Consider the following 15430-nt stretch of genomic DNA (forward strand, 5'->3'; position numbering starts at 1 on the left):
AAATTTTGAGAAGGAGCCCCAACTCCGGGTACACGCCCAGGAGTTGGGGCTCCTTCGCGTTCAAGCCAAGGTCATGCTCGCGCCATCCAGGGTCTAGCGAACCGTTGACTGTCAGTGTCACCGTCGTGACCCATGGTCCTCAGACGCAGAATTCGACGTCGAGTTGTCACTGTGCTGGCTGGTACCGCCGTGCTGGCCACCGGAGCCGCCGTAGCGCTCGCGGCCGTCGGCGGGCAGGACACCGCGGGTCCCAAGGGCGACGGGACCGCCGTAACTCCCGTCGGCTACAAGGTCACACCCGTCGGCCACCAGGCCCAACTGGGCAATCTCCCCCTCAACGCCGTTCTCTCGCCGGACAAGAGCATGCTCCTCGTGAGCAACGCCGGTCAGGGCACCCAGTCCCTCCAGGTGGTCGACCCCGCCGACTCGCAGGTCGTCCAGACCATCTTCTACCCGAGTCCCCAGGCCGTGTTCACGGGGCTCGCCTTCAGCCCCGACGGCAAGCGGGCCTACGCCAGCGGCGGTGGACGCGAGATCATCCACACGTACGACGTGAGCGGTGGCCGGCTCACCGAGACCACCCCCATCAAGCTGCCCACGAAGAACCCTGACGGCCGGGCCGTCAACATGTATCCGGCTGGGCTCGCCGTGACGCCCGACGGGCAGCGGCTGGTCGTCGCCGACCGGCTCGCGGACGCCGTCACCGTCGTGGACCTCGCCGACGGGTCGATGAAGACCGTGGCCGTGGGCCACGCGCCGTACGCCGTCGCCCTCGCCGAGGACGGGAACACCGCGTTCGTCACCAACCAGGGCGGGAACACCGTCAGCGTGCTCGACATCAGTGGCCCGGCGCCCGTGGTCGAGACGGCGGTCGAGGTGGGCACGCACCCCAATGCCGTCGTCACCGACGAGGGTCAGGACACGCTGTACGTCGCCAACGGAGACAGCGACCAGGTGAGTGTCGTCGACATCGCCACGCGGACGGTCACCCGGACCATATCGCTCGCGCCCTACCCGAGCGCGCCCGTCGGCAGCAACCCGGATGCCCTCGCACTGTCCGAGGACGGGCGGCGGCTGTATGTCGCCAACTCCGGGAACAACGACATCGCCGTCATCGAGCTGAGCACCGGCCGGACCGCCGGGCTCATCCCCACCGCCTGGTATCCGACGGCCGTCGTCCCGCTCGACGACAAGCTGTACGTCACCAACGCCAAGGGCCTGGGCGCCGGCCCCAACAACGGGCCCGGCCACCCGAATCCGACCTCGACCGCGCCCCAGTCGCCCGACCAGTACTCGGGCTCGATGATCAAGGGCACCCTGTCGACCATCCCGCTCGACGGCGGGTGGAAGCAGCTCGCGGGCTGGACGCGGACCGTCGTCGTCAACAACGGCTTCGACGACGGCAACAACCCGCGTGCCGTGGGGGCCGTTGTGCCCCGGCGGGTCGGGGAGCGGACGCCGATCAGACACGTCATCTACGTCGTCAAGGAGAACCGGACCTACGACCAGGAGTTCGGCTCGCTGGAGAAGGGGAACGGGGACGCCTCCCTGAACCTGTTCGGGGAGGACTCGGCGCCCAACGCCCGCGCCCTGCAGCGCAGGTTCGTCACCCTCGACAACTTCTACGCGGACGCCGAGGTCAGCGCTCAGGGCTGGAACTGGACCGTGGCCGCCAACTCCAACCCGTACAGCGAGCAGGGGTGGCCGGCGAACTACTCGGGCCGTAACCACACGTACCCGTCCGAGAACGGCGACCCGGCGATCGCACCCAACAAGGACCCCGAGCACGCCTACATCTGGCAGCGGCTGGGCGACAAGGGTGTCTCCTTCCGCAACTACGGCTTCTACGCGAGCACCGACGCGAGCGGGAAGGCCGTGGCCGCCGATCCCGTGCTCAACGCCGCCACCGACCACGCCTACGGGCCGTACAACCTGAGCTGCCCGGACTCGGCCGGCACGTTCACCGCGCGGTCGAGTGCCTGTGGCGGACCCCGGATCGAGGAGTGGAAGAAGGAGTTCGCCCAGTACGAGCAGGACGGGAACCTGCCCTCCTTCGAGATGGTGCGGCTGCCCAACGACCACACCTCCGGTACCAAGGCGGGCATGCCGACCCCACAGGCCTATGTCGCCGACAACGACTGGGCTCTGGGCCAGCTGGTGGACACCGTCTCCCACTCGAAGTACTGGAAGTCGACCGCGATCTTCGTGACCGAGGACGATGCGCAGAACGGTCCGGACCACGTGGACGCGCACCGGACGCTCTCGCAGGTCATCAGCCCGTACACACAGACCGGGCGCGTCGACTCCACCTTCTACTCCACCGCGTCCATGGTGCGCACGATCGAACTGCTGCTGGGGCTGCGGCCCATGACGCAGTTCGACGCGTACGCAACTCCGATGGTGAATGCCTTCACCGCCGAGCCGGACTCCTCGCCGTACACAGCTGTGAAGCCGAGCACCGACCTGACAGCTGTGAACACGGTCAATTCGCCGATGGCTGGAGTGTCGGCGAAGCAGGACCTCACCAAGGAGGACCAGATCGACGAGCGGACGTTCAACGAGGCGATCTGGAAGAGTGTGCGCGGCGCCCGGAGCGTGATGCCCGAGCCCAGGCACGACCTCTACGGCGCTGTCCCCAACGACCAGGCGCAGAAGCTGGACGAGGACGACGACTGACGGCCGACGAGGCGCAGGTGACCGTCAGCCGGCGGCTGTGAAGGTCACGTCCGCCGTGTTCACCGTCCCGCCCCGGCGGCCGGGCGCGTGCTGCCCGCTCCAGTAGAAGTTGGTGTGGGCTATCACCTGCTCCGGGGCGGGAGCGCCGTACTCGGTGAGGTCCTCCGTCGTGTGGGCGTCGGCGACCAGCGTGGCGTCGTAACCGCGGGCCAGCGCCCCGTGCAGTGTGGAGCGGACGCAGAAGTCGGTCTGGGCGCCCGTGACGACGAGCCGGCCCACCTTCCGCGCGGCCAGGACGGACTCCAGGTCGGTGTCCTCGAAGGAGTCCCTGTACCGCTTGTGGACGAGGGCCTCGGTGTCCAGCCGCTTCAGCTCCGGGACGTACTCCCAGATGTCGCTGCCGGGCACCAGTTCCTCGTCCTGGTGCTGCACCCAGACCACCGGCACACCCTCCGCGCGGGCCTTGTCGATCAGGGTGTTGATGTTCGCGATAACGGCGTCGCGGTTCCAGGAGCCCGGCACCACCACACCGTTCTGGACGTCGATGACGAGCAGCGCCGTGTTCTGTCGATCGGGAAGCGTGGTCATGCGCTCACAGTAGAGCCCGCCACTGACAACAGGGCCTGGATATCAGGTGATCGGTCTCACGGGTGCGGGCTACGGTGGCCCCATGAGCACCCCGACCAGCGACGACTACGTCGTCCGCGCGATCCGCCCCGACGACTGGCCCGCAGTGAAGCAGCTGCGGCTCGACGCGCTGCGTGATCCGGTCGCGCACATCGCGTTCATGGAGACCTACGAAGACGCCCTGGGCAGGCCGGACTCGTTCTACCAGGAGCGGGCCGTGCGGTCGGCCCAGGAGGGCACCTGGGCACGGCAGTTCATCGCCGAGGCACCCGACGGGACATGGGCCGGCACCGTCACCGTGATCATCGAGGAAGCAGGGACCAAGGACTGGGCCGGGTATCCGGTCGACCGGAAGCAGGGGCATGTCGTCGGCGTGTTCGTGCGTCCGGAACACCGCGGGAACGGGCTGATCAAGCTGTTGTTCGACACCGGTGTGACCTGGGCGTGGGAGCGCGGTGTGGAGCGGGTACGGCTGATCGTGCACGAGGACAACGTGCGGGCGCAGGGCGCGTACCGCAAGGTGGGCTTCGTGCCGAGCGGGGCCGTCCTCTCGTTCTCCAAGGACGAGGCGGAGAACGAGGTGGAGTTCGTCCTAGACCGGTAGCTCGCGGTGCGGCCAGCGGGCGCGCGCCTGTTCGCGTGAGCGGAGCAGGGCCAGGGTGGACAGGCCCTGGTCGGTTCCCGTGGCGAGCAGGTCCGGGAGCTGGGGGATGGGCGCCACCGCCGCGATGTCGTCCAGGACGAGGGTCAGTGGTGGGTCGAGCCGACCGGAGGATGACCGTTCGGCCATGCGCCGGCCGTGCTCGACCACGCTTGCGACGAGGGCCGTCAGGAGGGGCATCGCGCCCGGGTTGGTCCTGGGGTCCTCGATGGATTCGCCGACCACGTAAAGCGTGCCCCCTTCCTGGATGAAGGAATCCAGGGCGAGCGCGTCAGTTCGGTTGGGCGTGCAGGACTCGCGGATGTTGACCGTGGAGAGGGAGGCCAGCGCTCGGGTCGTCAACTCCTGGGCCATGTCCCGTCGTTCCGGATGCGCGGTGAGCGCGGCCTCCAGCTCGCCGGCGGCTCCGGGGGCGGCCTTGGGGTGCGTACGCAGGGTCCGTACGGCGTCCTGGACCTGGGTGCCCTGGGACCAGCGGTGGACGTGGCGGACGGTGCGGTTCTCCAGGGCGGCGGCGTGGAGGTAGCTGCGCAGGAGTGTTGTCGCCGTGTCGGCCACCGCTTGGTCGATCTTGGCGGTGGGCTGGACGGGGCTGAGCAGGGCTGTCGCTCTGTGCAAGGCAGTCTGCTTGTCCTCGCATCCTGATGTGGGGGACCAGTGGATGCGGGCCGGGGTGTCGCAGAGGTGGGTGGGGTCGTACAGGAGGGCGGGGCCCAGTTTGGCCCGGGCGTCCTTCGTCTCCTGCCAGAGGGCGGGGTTCGAGGTGACGACGAGGGCGGGGCCCGACGCGTCCTGGATCGCCTGGACCGCGGACGTGCGGCGGGCTTCCCTGGCGGCGACGAGGACCGTCTCCCGCCCGCCCGCTCCTGCACCGCCGACGGGGAAGTGGTCGTCCGGCCGGCGCGGCCCGGGCTCCTGGCGGGGCGCGGGCAGCTCATGGTGCGGCTGCGGCTGCGGCTGCGGCTGCGGCAGGGATGACGCGTACGGTTCGGGTTGTGGTTGTGGTTGTGGTTGCGGCTGTGCGTACGGTTGCGGGGCCGGCAAGGGCTGCGGGTACGGCTGTGGATGCGCCGAGGGCGGCTGCGTGTACGGCTGCGGTGCCTGAGCGGGGGCGGGTGGTGCCCCCTTCTCGTACACCCGCCTGGCCCGTCCCGCCCGCCATCTCGCCACCGCGCCAAGGGCGAACGCGGTCAGGACGAACAGGACCATCAGCTGGCCGATGAACAGGCCCCAGAACAGGCCCCAGCCGGAGAGCTGGGTCGCAGGGGTGTCCGGCCAGGCACCGGTGAGGTCGTGGGGTTCGCTGATCAGGTGGCGCATGGCCAGGGGAGTGCGGGTGAAGGTGACGCCGTCGGGCCAGTCGCCGTGGGCGAACCAGGCCGCCAGGCCGGTCGCGGTCCACATCAGCAGGGTCATGCCCAGGAGGAAGGCGAGGATGCCGATCAGCAGGCCGTCGGGGATGCCGCCCTGACTGCCCTGGCCCTGCCGCCGGTGAGCACGGCGATCGTGGCGATCGTCCGGTGTCGGTGTCACGCCTCTCCCTCCGCCTACGCGACCGTCGATTCGGAGTCGCCGAGGTGCTGTTCCACGAAGGCCGCCGCCCGCTGCTCCGCCTCCAGCTCGGCGGCGCGCAGCGCGTCGTCGGCAGCGAGGTCGCTGGAGGACTCGGTCATCGCGCGGTCGGTGAAGACCAGGGGCCGTTCGGTCTCCGTGACCAGGTGTTTGACCACCTGGACGTTGCCGTTGACGTCCCAGACGGCGATGCCCGGAGTCAGCGTCGGGATGATTTCCACCGCCCACCTCGGCAAACCCAGTACCCGGCCCGTGGCCCGTGCCTCATCGGCCTTCTGGGCGTAGATCGTCCTGGTCGACGCCATCTTCAGGATCGCCGCCGCCTCCTTGGCCGCCGCCCCGTCCACCACGTCGGAGAGGTGGTGTACGACGGCCACGAAGGACAGGCCCAGGCGCCGGCCGAACTTCAGCAGACGCTGGAAGAGCTGTGCCACGAACGGGCTGTTGATGATGTGCCAGGCCTCCTCGACCAGGAAGATGCGCTTCTTCCGGTCGGGGCGGATCCAGGTGTGCTCCAGCCACACGCCGACGATCGCCATCAGGATGGGCATGGCGATGGAGTTGCGGTCGATGTGGGACAGGTCGAAGACGATCAGCGGGGCGTCCAGGTCGATGCCGACCGTCGTCGGGCCGTCGAACATGCCGCGCAGGTCACCGTCGACCAGGCGGTCGAGCACCAGGGCGACGTCGAGTCCCCAGGCCCGTACGTCGTCTATGGCGACGTTCATCGCCTCCGCCGACTCCGGTTCCGGGTGGCGCAGCTGCTCCACGATGTCCGTCAGGACGGGCTGGCGGTCGACGATCGTCTCGTTGACGTACGAGTGGGCGACCTTCAGCGCGAAGCCGGAGCGCTCGTCGAGGCCGTGGCCCATCGCGACCTCGATGATCGTGCGCAGCAGCGCGAGCTGCCCGGTCGTCGTGATCGAAGGGTCCAGGGGGTTGAGGCGGATGCCGTGGTCCAGGGCGGCCGTCGGGTCGAGCCGGATCGGAGTTATCCCCAGCTCCTCCGCGATCAGGTTCCACTCGCCGACGCCGTCCTCGCCCTGGGCGTCCAGGACGACGACCTGGCGGTCCCTGAAGCGCAGTTGCCGCAGGACGTACGTCTTCTCCAGGGCCGACTTGCCGTTGCCGGACTCGCCGAGGACGAGCCAGTGCGGGGCCGGGAGCTGCTGCCCGTACAGCTGGAAGGGGTCGTAGATGTAGCCCTTCCCGGAGTAGACCTCGCGGCCGATGATGACGCCGGAGTCGCCGAGGCCGGGTGCGGCGGTCGGCAGGTAGACCGCCTGGGCCTGGCCGGTGGAGGTGCGCACCGGCAGCCGGGTGGTCTCGACCTTCCCGAAGAGGAAGGAGGTGAAGGCGTCGGTGAGGACGGACAGCGGATCCCGCATCGGCGAATCAGCCCCTACCTTCGGATGCCGGTGGCGAAGGGAAGTGTGTTCACGAAGGCCCGGTGGTGCTCGCGGTCGCACCACTCCAGCTTCAGATACGACTTGCCTGCGGAGGCCCTTATGGTGCGCTTGTCACGGTTCAGTGCCTCCGGGGAGCGGGCGGAGACGGTGATGTAGCCGACCAGGTTGACGCCGGCGGCGCCGCTGGCGAGATCCTCGCCGCGCTGGTCGAGACGGTTGTGGGCGGCGATGTCCCGGGGGTCGACGGTCCGGTTCATTTTGGCGGCGCGGGAGGCCTCGGCCTCGTCGTTGGTCTTCTCGGTGAGCATGCGTTCGATGGCGATCTCGGTGGGCTCGAGGTCCATCGTGACGGCGACCGTGCGGATGACGTCCGGGGTGTGGACGAGAAGCGGCGCGAGGAAGTTGACGCCGACGGGTGTCATCGGCCACTCCTTCACCCAGGCCGTGGCGTGGCACCAGGGGGCGCGGGTGCTGGACTCGCGGGTCTTGGCCTGGAGATAGGTGGGCTCCATGGCGTCCAGCTCGGCCGGCCAGGCATTGCGCTGGGTCATCGCCTGGATGTGGTCGATGGGGTGGTCCGGGTCGTACATGGAGTGGATGAGGGAGGCGAGCCGCCCCTGTCCGAGGGGCTGGCGGACGCGGATGTCGGCCTCCTGCAGCCGCGAGCAGATGTCGGTCAGCTCGCGGGCCATGACGACGGCGACTCCTGCGTCACGGTCCAGCTTCCGCCCCGCCTGGGGGCGTGCGGCCCGCGCCATGGCCTGGGCCTCGGCGGCCAGCTCACGGGTGTAGTGCATGCAGGCGACGAGGTAGGCGCGGTGCTGCTCGCTGCTGGTGGACACCATGGACTGGAGCTGGTCGTACGACTGCTGCAGCCACTGCGGTGAGCGGTCGTCGCCGCGCAGGGCGACGTCCTTGGCGTGCGCGTCCGGGTCGGCGGGCAGGGTGCGGGCGAGCATCTGGAGCCGGGTGACGAAGCCGTCCCCGTTGGCGACGTGCTTGAGCAGCGTGCCGAAGCGGTCGACCAGGGCCTCCTGGTCCTCGGAGTCGCGCAGGCCGACGCCGGGTCCCTCGATCTCGATGGCAGCCGTGACGGTTCTGCGGTCGGCGTGCAGCAGTACGGCGATCTCGTCGGGCCCGAAGGGCGCGGCGAGCCAGCTGATCCGTCCGATGCCGGGCGGCGGGCCGACTTCGACCTCGCGGCCGTCGAGGCGGGTGCCGGCTTCCATGGCGGCGGAGCGGTAGACGGCGCCGCGCTTGACGGTCCGCTTGTACGTGCGGTTGATCTCGAACCACTTGTAGAAGGTGCGGCGCTTGTACGGCACGTACACGGCGGCGAGTGCGAGCAGCGGGAAGCCCGTCAGCAGCACGATCCGCAGGGGCAGCACCGGGACGAGGAGGCCGCACATCATGCCGAGGAACGCGCCCGTGATGATCAGCGCGATCTCGCCGGTCTCGCGGTTCCGGCCGATGATCGCGTTCGGCCGGGCGCGGCCGATGAGATACGTACGGCGGGGCGTGACCGGATGGGACAGATGGGACTCGGTCGTCAACGCCCTTCACCTCCCGAGCGGTTGTTGCGGGTGTTGCCGGCGTGCGGGGTGTTGACCGGGCTGGCCGCGCGGGGCGCGGGCGGGATGGAGGGGACGGCTCCGCCGCCGTTTCCGCCCGGGGTGCGGCTGCTGTGGGCGGCGACGCCGCCGGAGGCGGGGTTGGAGGGCCGCGGCGCGCTGCTGCTCGCCGCCGCGCCTCCTCCGTTGTTGTCGGCGCGGGAGCTGTGGGTCTTGATGCCCTGGGCGACGAGGGTGGCGGGGGAGCTGATGACGGCGGCGGCCTTGCCCTCGGCGCCCTGCATGATGCGGTTGTTGCGGGAGCCGGAGATCTCGTCGCCGAAGCCGGGGACGAAGCGGTAGATCATCGCGCTGGCGAAGATGGCGAGCAGGATGATGGCGAGGCCGGAGACGACGGCGGAGAACGCGTCCGGCCCGTTGTCGCTGGACAGCGCTCCGGCGAGCCCGAGCACGATGACGATCACGGGCTTCACGAGGATGACGGCGATCATGATGCCGGCCCAGCGGCGGACATGCCCCCACAGGTTCTTGTCGACCAGCCCGGCGTAGACGACCGTGCCGAGGAGAGCGCCGACGTAGAGCAGGGCGGCGCGGATGACCAGCTCCAGCCAGAGGATGCCGGCGGCGAGGATGCTGACCATGGAGACGACGATCAGCATGACCGGCCCGCCGCCGATGTCGTTGCCCTTGCCGAGGGCGCCGGAGAACGTGCCGAAGAACGTGTCGGCCTGGTCGCCGGTGGTCTTGGCGAGGACGTCCGTGACGCTGTCGGTGGCCGAGACGACGGTGTAAAGGATCAGCGGGGTGAAGGCCGAGGCCAGCACCGTCAGCCACAGAAAGCCGACGGCCTCGGAGATGGCGGTGGTCAGCGGCACACCGCGCACCGCACGCTTGGCCACGGCCAGCAGCCACAGCAGCAGCGTCAGGATGGTCGAGGCGGCGAAGACGACGGCGTACTGCTGCAGGAACTTCTCGTTCGTGAAGTCGACGTTCGCGGTCTCCTTCACGGCGTCACTGAGCTTCGTGATCGTCCAGGAAGCGGCGTCGGCACAGCCCTTGGCCAGGGAGGCGAGGGGGTCGGTGGAGGAGGAGAGGGGGTCGGTGGTGGAGCCGGTGAGGCCGTTTTTTCGGCTGTTGCTGTTTTCGCAGTACTTCTTGGCAGGCCCGGCGATCAGCGAGCAGGCGTCGTTGCTCTTGGAAGGAACCGGTTTGGGTGCTGCGACGGCACGCGCGGCCAGCAGCACGGCCGTTGTCTGTACGGCAGCCACGAGGCCGGTGAGCTTGAGCGCGCGGTGCTGGCTACCGGGCATAGGTGAAGCCTCCGAACTCCTTGACCGCTTTGCTGATCTCGTCGGCACCGGACACAGGATTGTCACCGGTGACAGGGGTGGGACCCGTCTTCTGGCTGGATGCCAGGATCTTCCAGTCGCCACCGCTCCAGCTCAGTTTCATGGTCACGGTGAACCAACTACTGGTCACCGGATTGGTCGAACTGTCACCGGCGAGGCCGAAGAGGCCACTGCACCAGACCTCGACGGTCGCCGTGTTGCCGTTGAACGACGTGACTTTGGTGCCGACAGGAACCGTGCGGTTGACGAAGGTGTTGCCTCTGGGGGCGCTGCCGTCGTCGTTGAGGCCGATCTCCTTCAGGAACGCGGACGAGTAGTCGGCGTCGAATCCGGACTGAAGACGGCTCGTAGCGTCGGGGGCTGAGATGGCCTGCAGGATCTGGTGCCGTCTCGCGGAATTGAACATTCCGTCAGACCCGAGCGCGCTGGCGTAGTTCGCCGCCGCACTCTCCGCCCCCTGCGCGCTGTGCGCGAACCCCGACGGGATGCCGTCGCTCTTCGTCTCGACCGGACGTGTCCCGGTGGCTGCGGTGGAGGCGGCCTTCGGGGGGGTGCGCTTGGTGGTCGAGTCGTGGGACGACGAGTCGTCGCTGCGGTTCGCGAAGGCGATCGCGGCGATCAGGAGTACGACGACGCCGACGACCGTGACCAGGCTCCTGGAGGAGGAACGGCTGTTTCTGCGGGGCGCGCCACCGTAGGGGTCGCCCTCGGGCAGGCGGGTCCTGGTGTGGCCCGCTTCGGTGTAGCCCTGTTCGTCTCCGGGACTCATGCCGGATACGCCCCCTCCGTCTCGTAGACATACGACGGTAGCCGTGCTGGTTCCCGCGCGGGCGCGGTGTGGTGACTCGACATCAGGGAAACGCAACCTCAGCCGGTGGGCACGACGGGTGGGTGGGGTGGAGGGGACTGGGGCGGCCGGGCGCGCCCGGAGGGAACGGGAGGAACAGGACAGGAAAGGGCAGGAAAGGGTCAGGAGAAGGGTGGAACAGGTTGGAACGGGTCGGAACAGGGGTAGAAGGGGTCAGACCGCCATCCCGTACACGATCGTGAACAGCGTGCCGAGGGAACCGATGATGAAGACTCCGGTGAGGCCGGCGATGATTAGACCCTTGCCCTGTTCCGCGCTGAAGGTGTCCCGCAAGGCCGTCGCGCCGATGCGCTGTTTGGCCGCACCCCAGACCGCGATGCCGAGACAGAGCAGGATGGCGACGGCCATCACCACCTCGATCATCACCTTGGCCTCGTTGCCCAGGCTGCCGAAGGGGCCCCAGTCCGGAGCGATCCCGCCGATGATGGTGTTGATGTCTCCCTTGTCGGCCGCAAAGAGCATGTAAGTCACCGCCCCTGGTGGGTAGTTCCGCACGACCCTGCGGTGTGCAGGGGTCAGGTCTCATTGTCGCCGACAACGTCGCCGTCGTATGTCGACTTGACGTCATTGGCTGGCGGGTTTCGTACGTATGGCTGGTACGGTCACTCTGTGTATCACGGCAGGTCACGCCGGGCAATGAGGCCGCAGCGAAACCTGTCGTATGGTTCCGTCGTTGTCCCCCTTTACGGCCTCCGCCCCTACCTGGCGCGGTTTCTGACGACTGGTCGGGTGAGGCGTCGAGTCGATGTTCTCACGGGACGCAGGGGGTGCCTCGCCCCGCCAAGGACCCGGTGGCAGTCGTCGGGGGCCCCAGATGTGAGGCCTCGTCAATGCTCGGCCTGAGAAGGCGTCCGTGGGGGGAGCCGGCGCAGGTGCCGTCGGAGGTGTACCGGCCGGCGGTGATGTCGTAGGGGTCGCAGACGGAGGCGCCGGGGCGTGCTGCGGGTACCCCGGGTCAGCGGGGGCTGAGGCCGTGCAGCAGCAGCTGGACGTGCTCGTCCAGGCCGGCCAGGGCCTCGTCCGCGTCGAGGGTGCATCCGGCGATGAGTGCGGCGAGGCCGTGCATGCTGGCGGCGGCGAACATGGTGATGCGCTCGGGGTCGCCCTGGATGATCTCCCCGCGGTCCTGCGCCTCGGCGACGAGCCGGGTGAAGGAACCGAGGGAGCGGTCGACGGCCGCCGCGAGCTGCGCGGAGCTGTCGGGGTCGTGCTTGCGGGCGAACATCAGCTCCAGCAGTTCCGGGTGCTCGACGGCGAACCCGAGGTAGGCCCGCGCGAGCGCCGTCATGTGCTCCTCAAGGGTCTGGCCGGGGCTGCCGGCGGCGTCCAGGGCCTGGTTGAGGCGCTCGTACCCGTCCAGTGCGAGGGCGTCGAGGAGGGCCTGCTTGTCCTTGAAGTGCCGGCCGGGGGCGGCATGGCTCACGCCGATGTCGCGGGCCAGTTCGCGCAGCGACAGCGCACCGGTCCCCTTCTCGCGCAGGGTGCGTTCGGCGCTCTTGAGGAGGGCGGCGCGCAGATCACCGTGGTGGTAGGGGCGGTTTGCGGACGAGCGCGGCATGCGGACCATCGTATCCCGATGTTGACGGCGTCAGCTTTGTTGGCGGCGCCATCATTGTTGTCATTGACAGCATTGTTGGCGTTGCCTACATTGGCTGCATGGCTGAGACGACGACCCCAGGGCGCGGCACCCGCGCCAACGCCAAGTGGAACGCGACCCACCTCCCCGACCTGACCGGCCGCACGGCCGTGATCACCGGCGGCAACAGCGGCATCGGCCTCACCGCGGCCCAGGCGCTGGCCCGGGCCGGGGCGCATGTGGTGCTCGCCGTACGGGATCTCGCGCGAGGAGGGGCCGCGGCGGCGAAGGTGAGCGGCAGCACCGAGGTGCGCCGCCTGGACCTGGCGGACCTGGACTCGGTGCGTGAGTTCGCGGAGGGCTGGGACCGACCACTGGACCTGCTGATCAACAACGCGGGCGTGATGAAGCTGCCGGAACAGCGCACGAAACAGGGCTTCGAGACACAGTTCGGCACGAACCACCTCGGTCACTTCGCCCTGACGAACCTGCTGCTGCCGCACATCACCGACCGGGTGGTGACGGTCGCCTCCGCCGCCCACCGCTGGGGCGACGCCCGCATCGAGTTCGACGACGTCAACCTCACCGGCCGCTACAACCCGCAGCGCGCCTACGCCCAGTCCAAGCTGGCCAACCTGCTCTTCACCCTGGAACTGCAGCGCCGCCTGACCGAGGCGGGCTCCCCGGTGCGCGCCCTGGCGGTCCACCCCGGTTACACGGCCACCAACCTGCAGGGTCACACGGCGAACCCGGTCGCGCGGGCGCTCATGGTCGTCGGCAACAAGCTCATCGCCCAGGACGACAGGGCCGGCGCCCTGCCCACCCTCTACGCGGCGACCCAGGACCTCCCCGGAGCGGCATACGTCGGCCCCGACGGGCTGGGCGAGTTGCGGGGCGCGCCGACGCTCGTGGGCCGCAGCGCGGCGGCGAGCGACCCGGAGACGGCCCGCCGCCTGTGGACCCTGTCGGAGGAACTGACGGGGGTGGCGTGGCGCCCGGTGGTGGCGGAGGCGCCGTGACCCGACTCGCCAGCCGGGTCAGCGGCGCCGCCCTGAAGTCCCCTCGGCGGGAATGGGCGTCACCGGCCCGCTGAACTTCCGGCTCAACGGCCGTACGGGCCTGGTGGCCGGCGCGCTGGCCGGGCTCGGGCCGGAGATGGTGCGGGCCTTGCCGTACCCCCTGACGACGCCGAATCCGGACGCGGTCTGGGCCCCGTGCGGGCCTGTGCCGACTCCTGGGGTGTCTTCGTGCTGCGGGGGCTGGGCGCGTCCGGAGGCGGGAAGTTGCCGTGGGTCGACCGACAGAGGGGGTGACGTAGCGTAGTCATGCCTGTTCGTGGCGGCGCAGAGGGCGGGACTGGAGGGGGCCCCGTAACGTGGGTACGAAGCCGAGCGGGGCCTCGTGCCCCCTGCCGGAACCGATCGCCCAGCCGGGGATGCCGCCCAGGCGGAAGGACGGAGGCAGCGAGTCATGCCCGTGTCGTCCGGCACCTGCCACGGCCCGTGCCCGTGGCCCGGGAGCCTGCCTCAGACCGCCGGGAAGACCGGCGGTGCGCCAGGGATCCGGGCGTAGATCGTGGGCTGAAAACTCTGCGGTGCCGTTCCCCGAGCCGTTGCGCGGTGACGTTGCTACCGGCGACGTGCCCCGGTACGGAGAGGCTCCGCGGTCACAGGGAGGCGTCACAGGAAAATCTCAATGCAGTCGGGTCGGATTTCTCACCTTCGTGGGAGAGAGTGAGGCCTGATGAAGCGCATCTCACGCATCTCGATCACCTCGCGCCCCGCCCTGCTCGGCGCCGTGGTGATGCTTGCCCTGACCTCGGCGTCCGTGGCTGCCGCCGATGACGGGCCGGGGCCCCTCGGAGTCACCGCCGACGCGGTCGCGACCCGGCAGAGCGTGCGGGTCGGTGCGCTGTTCGGCGCGGACCGGGCCGGCAGCCTGGCCGGGGGACATTTCTGCACGGCCTCGGTGGTGCACAGCCCGCAGGGAGATCTCATCGTCACGGCCGCGCACTGCGCGGGCGGCGCCGACGGCGACCTGGTGTTCGTGCCGGGTTACCGGGACGGGCGGGCGCCGTACGGGGTGTGGAAGGTGACGAGGCGGTACATGCCCGACGGGTGGGCCAAGGAGCAGGACGAGGACAGTGACATCGCGTTCGCCGTCGTCGAGGACCTGGACGGCAGGCGGATCGAGGACGTGGTCGGGGCCAACCGGTTCGCCACGGGCGTGGCCACCGGCGCCACCGCGGTGACCGTCACCGGCTACCCCGACTCCCGCGAGGCCCCCATCAGATGCACCAACAAGCCGACCCGGCACAGCAGCACCCAGCAGCGCATCGACTGCCCCCGCTTCACCAGCGGCACCAGCGGCAGCCCGTGGGTCAACGGCGACGGGCAGGTGGTGGGCGTGCTCGGCGGCCATGACGCGGGGGGCACCACCGCGGACATCTCCTACAGCGTGGTGCTGGGCCGCGAGGCCGCCGAGCTGTACAGGGACGCCGTCAGCGACTTCTGATCTGGAGCGGCGAGGCCAGAACAGGTCGGGGGAGCCGCGCTTCCTACGCGAACGGCTTTCCGTCCTTGCAGGTGTCCGTCTTTTCGATGGCCTTGGTGTAGTTGACGATCAGCCGCTTCATTGCCTGCGTGTCTTTATGGCTTGATCCCCGCATCTGGATAGCGGTGAACAGTTCATTACCCATGAGCTGCTTGCTCGCACAATGGTGTGTCTTCGCGAAAGCTTCATTCCCTGAATACAGGTATCTCCCGTTGTCAGCCTCGTGGTCGACCGCGTCCACGGTCTGTCCCCTCATGAAGTCTGCCGTGTCCTTGCCTGCTTCCCACCATGAGTCGGTGGTTTCCATTACTCGCTTGGAATCGACGGATACTCGGCAGGTTCTGGTGAACCCATAATCGACTTCCTGCTCGACGCTGACCTTTCTGCCGGGAGGCATGAACGGGGCCAGCTCCTTGGCGTCGACGGGTGTTCCGCACAAGGAATTGGGGACTGAGTATTGACGTTCTTGTCCGCCTTTGCTGCACGCTGAGAGGGTGGCGAGAAGCGCGATGGCGGCAATCGCGGACATGGCATGATGGCTTGCGCGGGACTGTCGGGTAGTCATGTG

General features: G+C 69.1%; 13 protein-coding genes. 4 read left to right on the top strand and 9 right to left on the bottom strand.

All coding sequences use genetic code 11. From position 1 onward, the window contains the following. Window positions 1-171 precede the first annotated feature (171 nt). On the top strand, window positions 172-2676 hold the full coding sequence (locus K7G59_RS13345; RefSeq protein WP_225833822.1) for a bifunctional YncE family protein/alkaline phosphatase family protein: 2505 nt from the start codon (window positions 172-174) through the stop codon (window positions 2674-2676). A gap of 24 nt (window positions 2677-2700) precedes the next feature. On the opposite strand, the gene K7G59_RS13350 is transcribed toward K7G59_RS13345, so the two are convergent. After that, window positions 2701-3264 (bottom strand): cysteine hydrolase family protein, encoded by a 564-nt coding sequence (locus K7G59_RS13350; protein ID WP_225833824.1) that lies wholly within the window; start codon window positions 3262-3264, stop codon window positions 2701-2703. An 82-nt stretch (window positions 3265-3346) separates the two neighbouring features. Here K7G59_RS13350 and K7G59_RS13355 point away from each other — a divergent pair, with 82 nt between their 5' ends. Further along, window positions 3347-3907 (top strand): GNAT family N-acetyltransferase, encoded by a 561-nt coding sequence (locus K7G59_RS13355; protein WP_225833826.1) that lies wholly within the window; start codon window positions 3347-3349, stop codon window positions 3905-3907. Here the strand turns inward: K7G59_RS13355 and K7G59_RS13360 are convergent. From K7G59_RS13360 to K7G59_RS13390, 7 genes are all read right to left on the bottom strand, one after another. Next, the gene (locus tag K7G59_RS13360) at window positions 3896-5497 is read right to left on the bottom strand and encodes a type IV secretory system conjugative DNA transfer family protein (protein WP_225833828.1); all 1602 of its coding nucleotides are present in this window, start codon (window positions 5495-5497) and stop codon (window positions 3896-3898) included. The two genes, K7G59_RS13355 and K7G59_RS13360, sit on opposite strands and share 12 nt — an antisense overlap. A 14-nt stretch (window positions 5498-5511) precedes the next feature. Further along, entirely contained in the window at window positions 5512-6924 is a 1413-nt protein-coding gene (locus tag K7G59_RS13365) for an ATP-binding protein (RefSeq protein WP_225833829.1), read from the bottom strand. A gap of 14 nt (window positions 6925-6938) precedes the next feature. Next, window positions 6939-8498 (bottom strand): SCO6880 family protein, encoded by a 1560-nt coding sequence (locus K7G59_RS13370; protein ID WP_225833831.1) that lies wholly within the window; start codon window positions 8496-8498, stop codon window positions 6939-6941. Beyond that, window positions 8495-9826, bottom strand: coding sequence for a hypothetical protein (locus tag K7G59_RS13375; protein ID WP_225833834.1), 1332 nt, complete (start codon window positions 9824-9826; stop codon window positions 8495-8497). The genes K7G59_RS13370 and K7G59_RS13375 overlap by 4 nt, the downstream gene beginning before the upstream one ends. Continuing rightward, window positions 9816-10634, bottom strand: coding sequence for a hypothetical protein (locus tag K7G59_RS13380; RefSeq protein WP_225833836.1), 819 nt, complete (start codon window positions 10632-10634; stop codon window positions 9816-9818). Before K7G59_RS13380 ends, K7G59_RS13375 begins: the two co-directional genes overlap by 11 nt. 252 nt (window positions 10635-10886) lie before the next feature. Then, entirely contained in the window at window positions 10887-11195 is a 309-nt protein-coding gene (locus K7G59_RS13385) for a hypothetical protein (RefSeq protein WP_014673544.1), read from the bottom strand. Window positions 11196-11688: 493 nt separating this feature from the next. After that, on the bottom strand, window positions 11689-12291 hold the full coding sequence (locus K7G59_RS13390; RefSeq protein ID WP_225833838.1) for a TetR/AcrR family transcriptional regulator: 603 nt from the start codon (window positions 12289-12291) through the stop codon (window positions 11689-11691). Window positions 12292-12389: 98 nt separating this feature from the next. On the opposite strand from K7G59_RS13390, the gene K7G59_RS13395 reads away from it, so the two are divergent. Together K7G59_RS13395 and K7G59_RS13400 are read left to right on the top strand one after the other, a co-directional pair. Beyond that, window positions 12390-13328 (top strand): oxidoreductase, encoded by a 939-nt coding sequence (locus K7G59_RS13395; RefSeq protein ID WP_225833840.1) that lies wholly within the window; start codon window positions 12390-12392, stop codon window positions 13326-13328. Window positions 13329-14052: 724 nt separating this feature from the next. Further along, a complete protein-coding gene (locus tag K7G59_RS13400) occupies window positions 14053-14823 on the top strand; it encodes a serine protease (RefSeq protein WP_225833842.1) in 771 nt (256 codons plus the stop codon). A 43-nt stretch (window positions 14824-14866) separates the two neighbouring features. Here K7G59_RS13400 and K7G59_RS13405 read toward each other — a convergent pair whose 3' ends face one another. Next, a complete protein-coding gene (locus K7G59_RS13405) occupies window positions 14867-15427 on the bottom strand; it encodes a hypothetical protein (RefSeq protein WP_225833844.1) in 561 nt (186 codons plus the stop codon). Window positions 15428-15430: the final 3 nt, after the last annotated feature.

The organism is Streptomyces sp. NK08204 (assembly GCF_020400585.1).
Lineage (GTDB): Bacteria > Actinomycetota > Actinomycetes > Streptomycetales > Streptomycetaceae > Streptomyces.

Coding starts and splice junctions, on each gene's coding strand:
- K7G59_RS13400 (WP_225833842.1), top strand. CDS start 14,053: ATGAAGCGCATCTCACGCATCTCGATCACCTCGCGCCCCGCCCTGCTC.
- K7G59_RS13365 (WP_225833829.1), bottom strand. CDS start 6,924: ATGCGGGATCCGCTGTCCGTCCTCACCGACGCCTTCACCTCCTTCCTC.
- K7G59_RS13395 (WP_225833840.1), top strand. CDS start 12,390: ATGGCTGAGACGACGACCCCAGGGCGCGGCACCCGCGCCAACGCCAAG.
- K7G59_RS13355 (WP_225833826.1), top strand. CDS start 3,347: ATGAGCACCCCGACCAGCGACGACTACGTCGTCCGCGCGATCCGCCCC.
- K7G59_RS13350 (WP_225833824.1), bottom strand. CDS start 3,264: ATGACCACGCTTCCCGATCGACAGAACACGGCGCTGCTCGTCATCGAC.
- K7G59_RS13380 (WP_225833836.1), bottom strand. CDS start 10,634: ATGAGTCCCGGAGACGAACAGGGCTACACCGAAGCGGGCCACACCAGG.
- K7G59_RS13375 (WP_225833834.1), bottom strand. CDS start 9,826: ATGCCCGGTAGCCAGCACCGCGCGCTCAAGCTCACCGGCCTCGTGGCT.
- K7G59_RS13405 (WP_225833844.1), bottom strand. CDS start 15,427: ATGACTACCCGACAGTCCCGCGCAAGCCATCATGCCATGTCCGCGATT.
- K7G59_RS13390 (WP_225833838.1), bottom strand. CDS start 12,291: ATGCCGCGCTCGTCCGCAAACCGCCCCTACCACCACGGTGATCTGCGC.
- K7G59_RS13385 (WP_014673544.1), bottom strand. CDS start 11,195: ATGCTCTTTGCGGCCGACAAGGGAGACATCAACACCATCATCGGCGGG.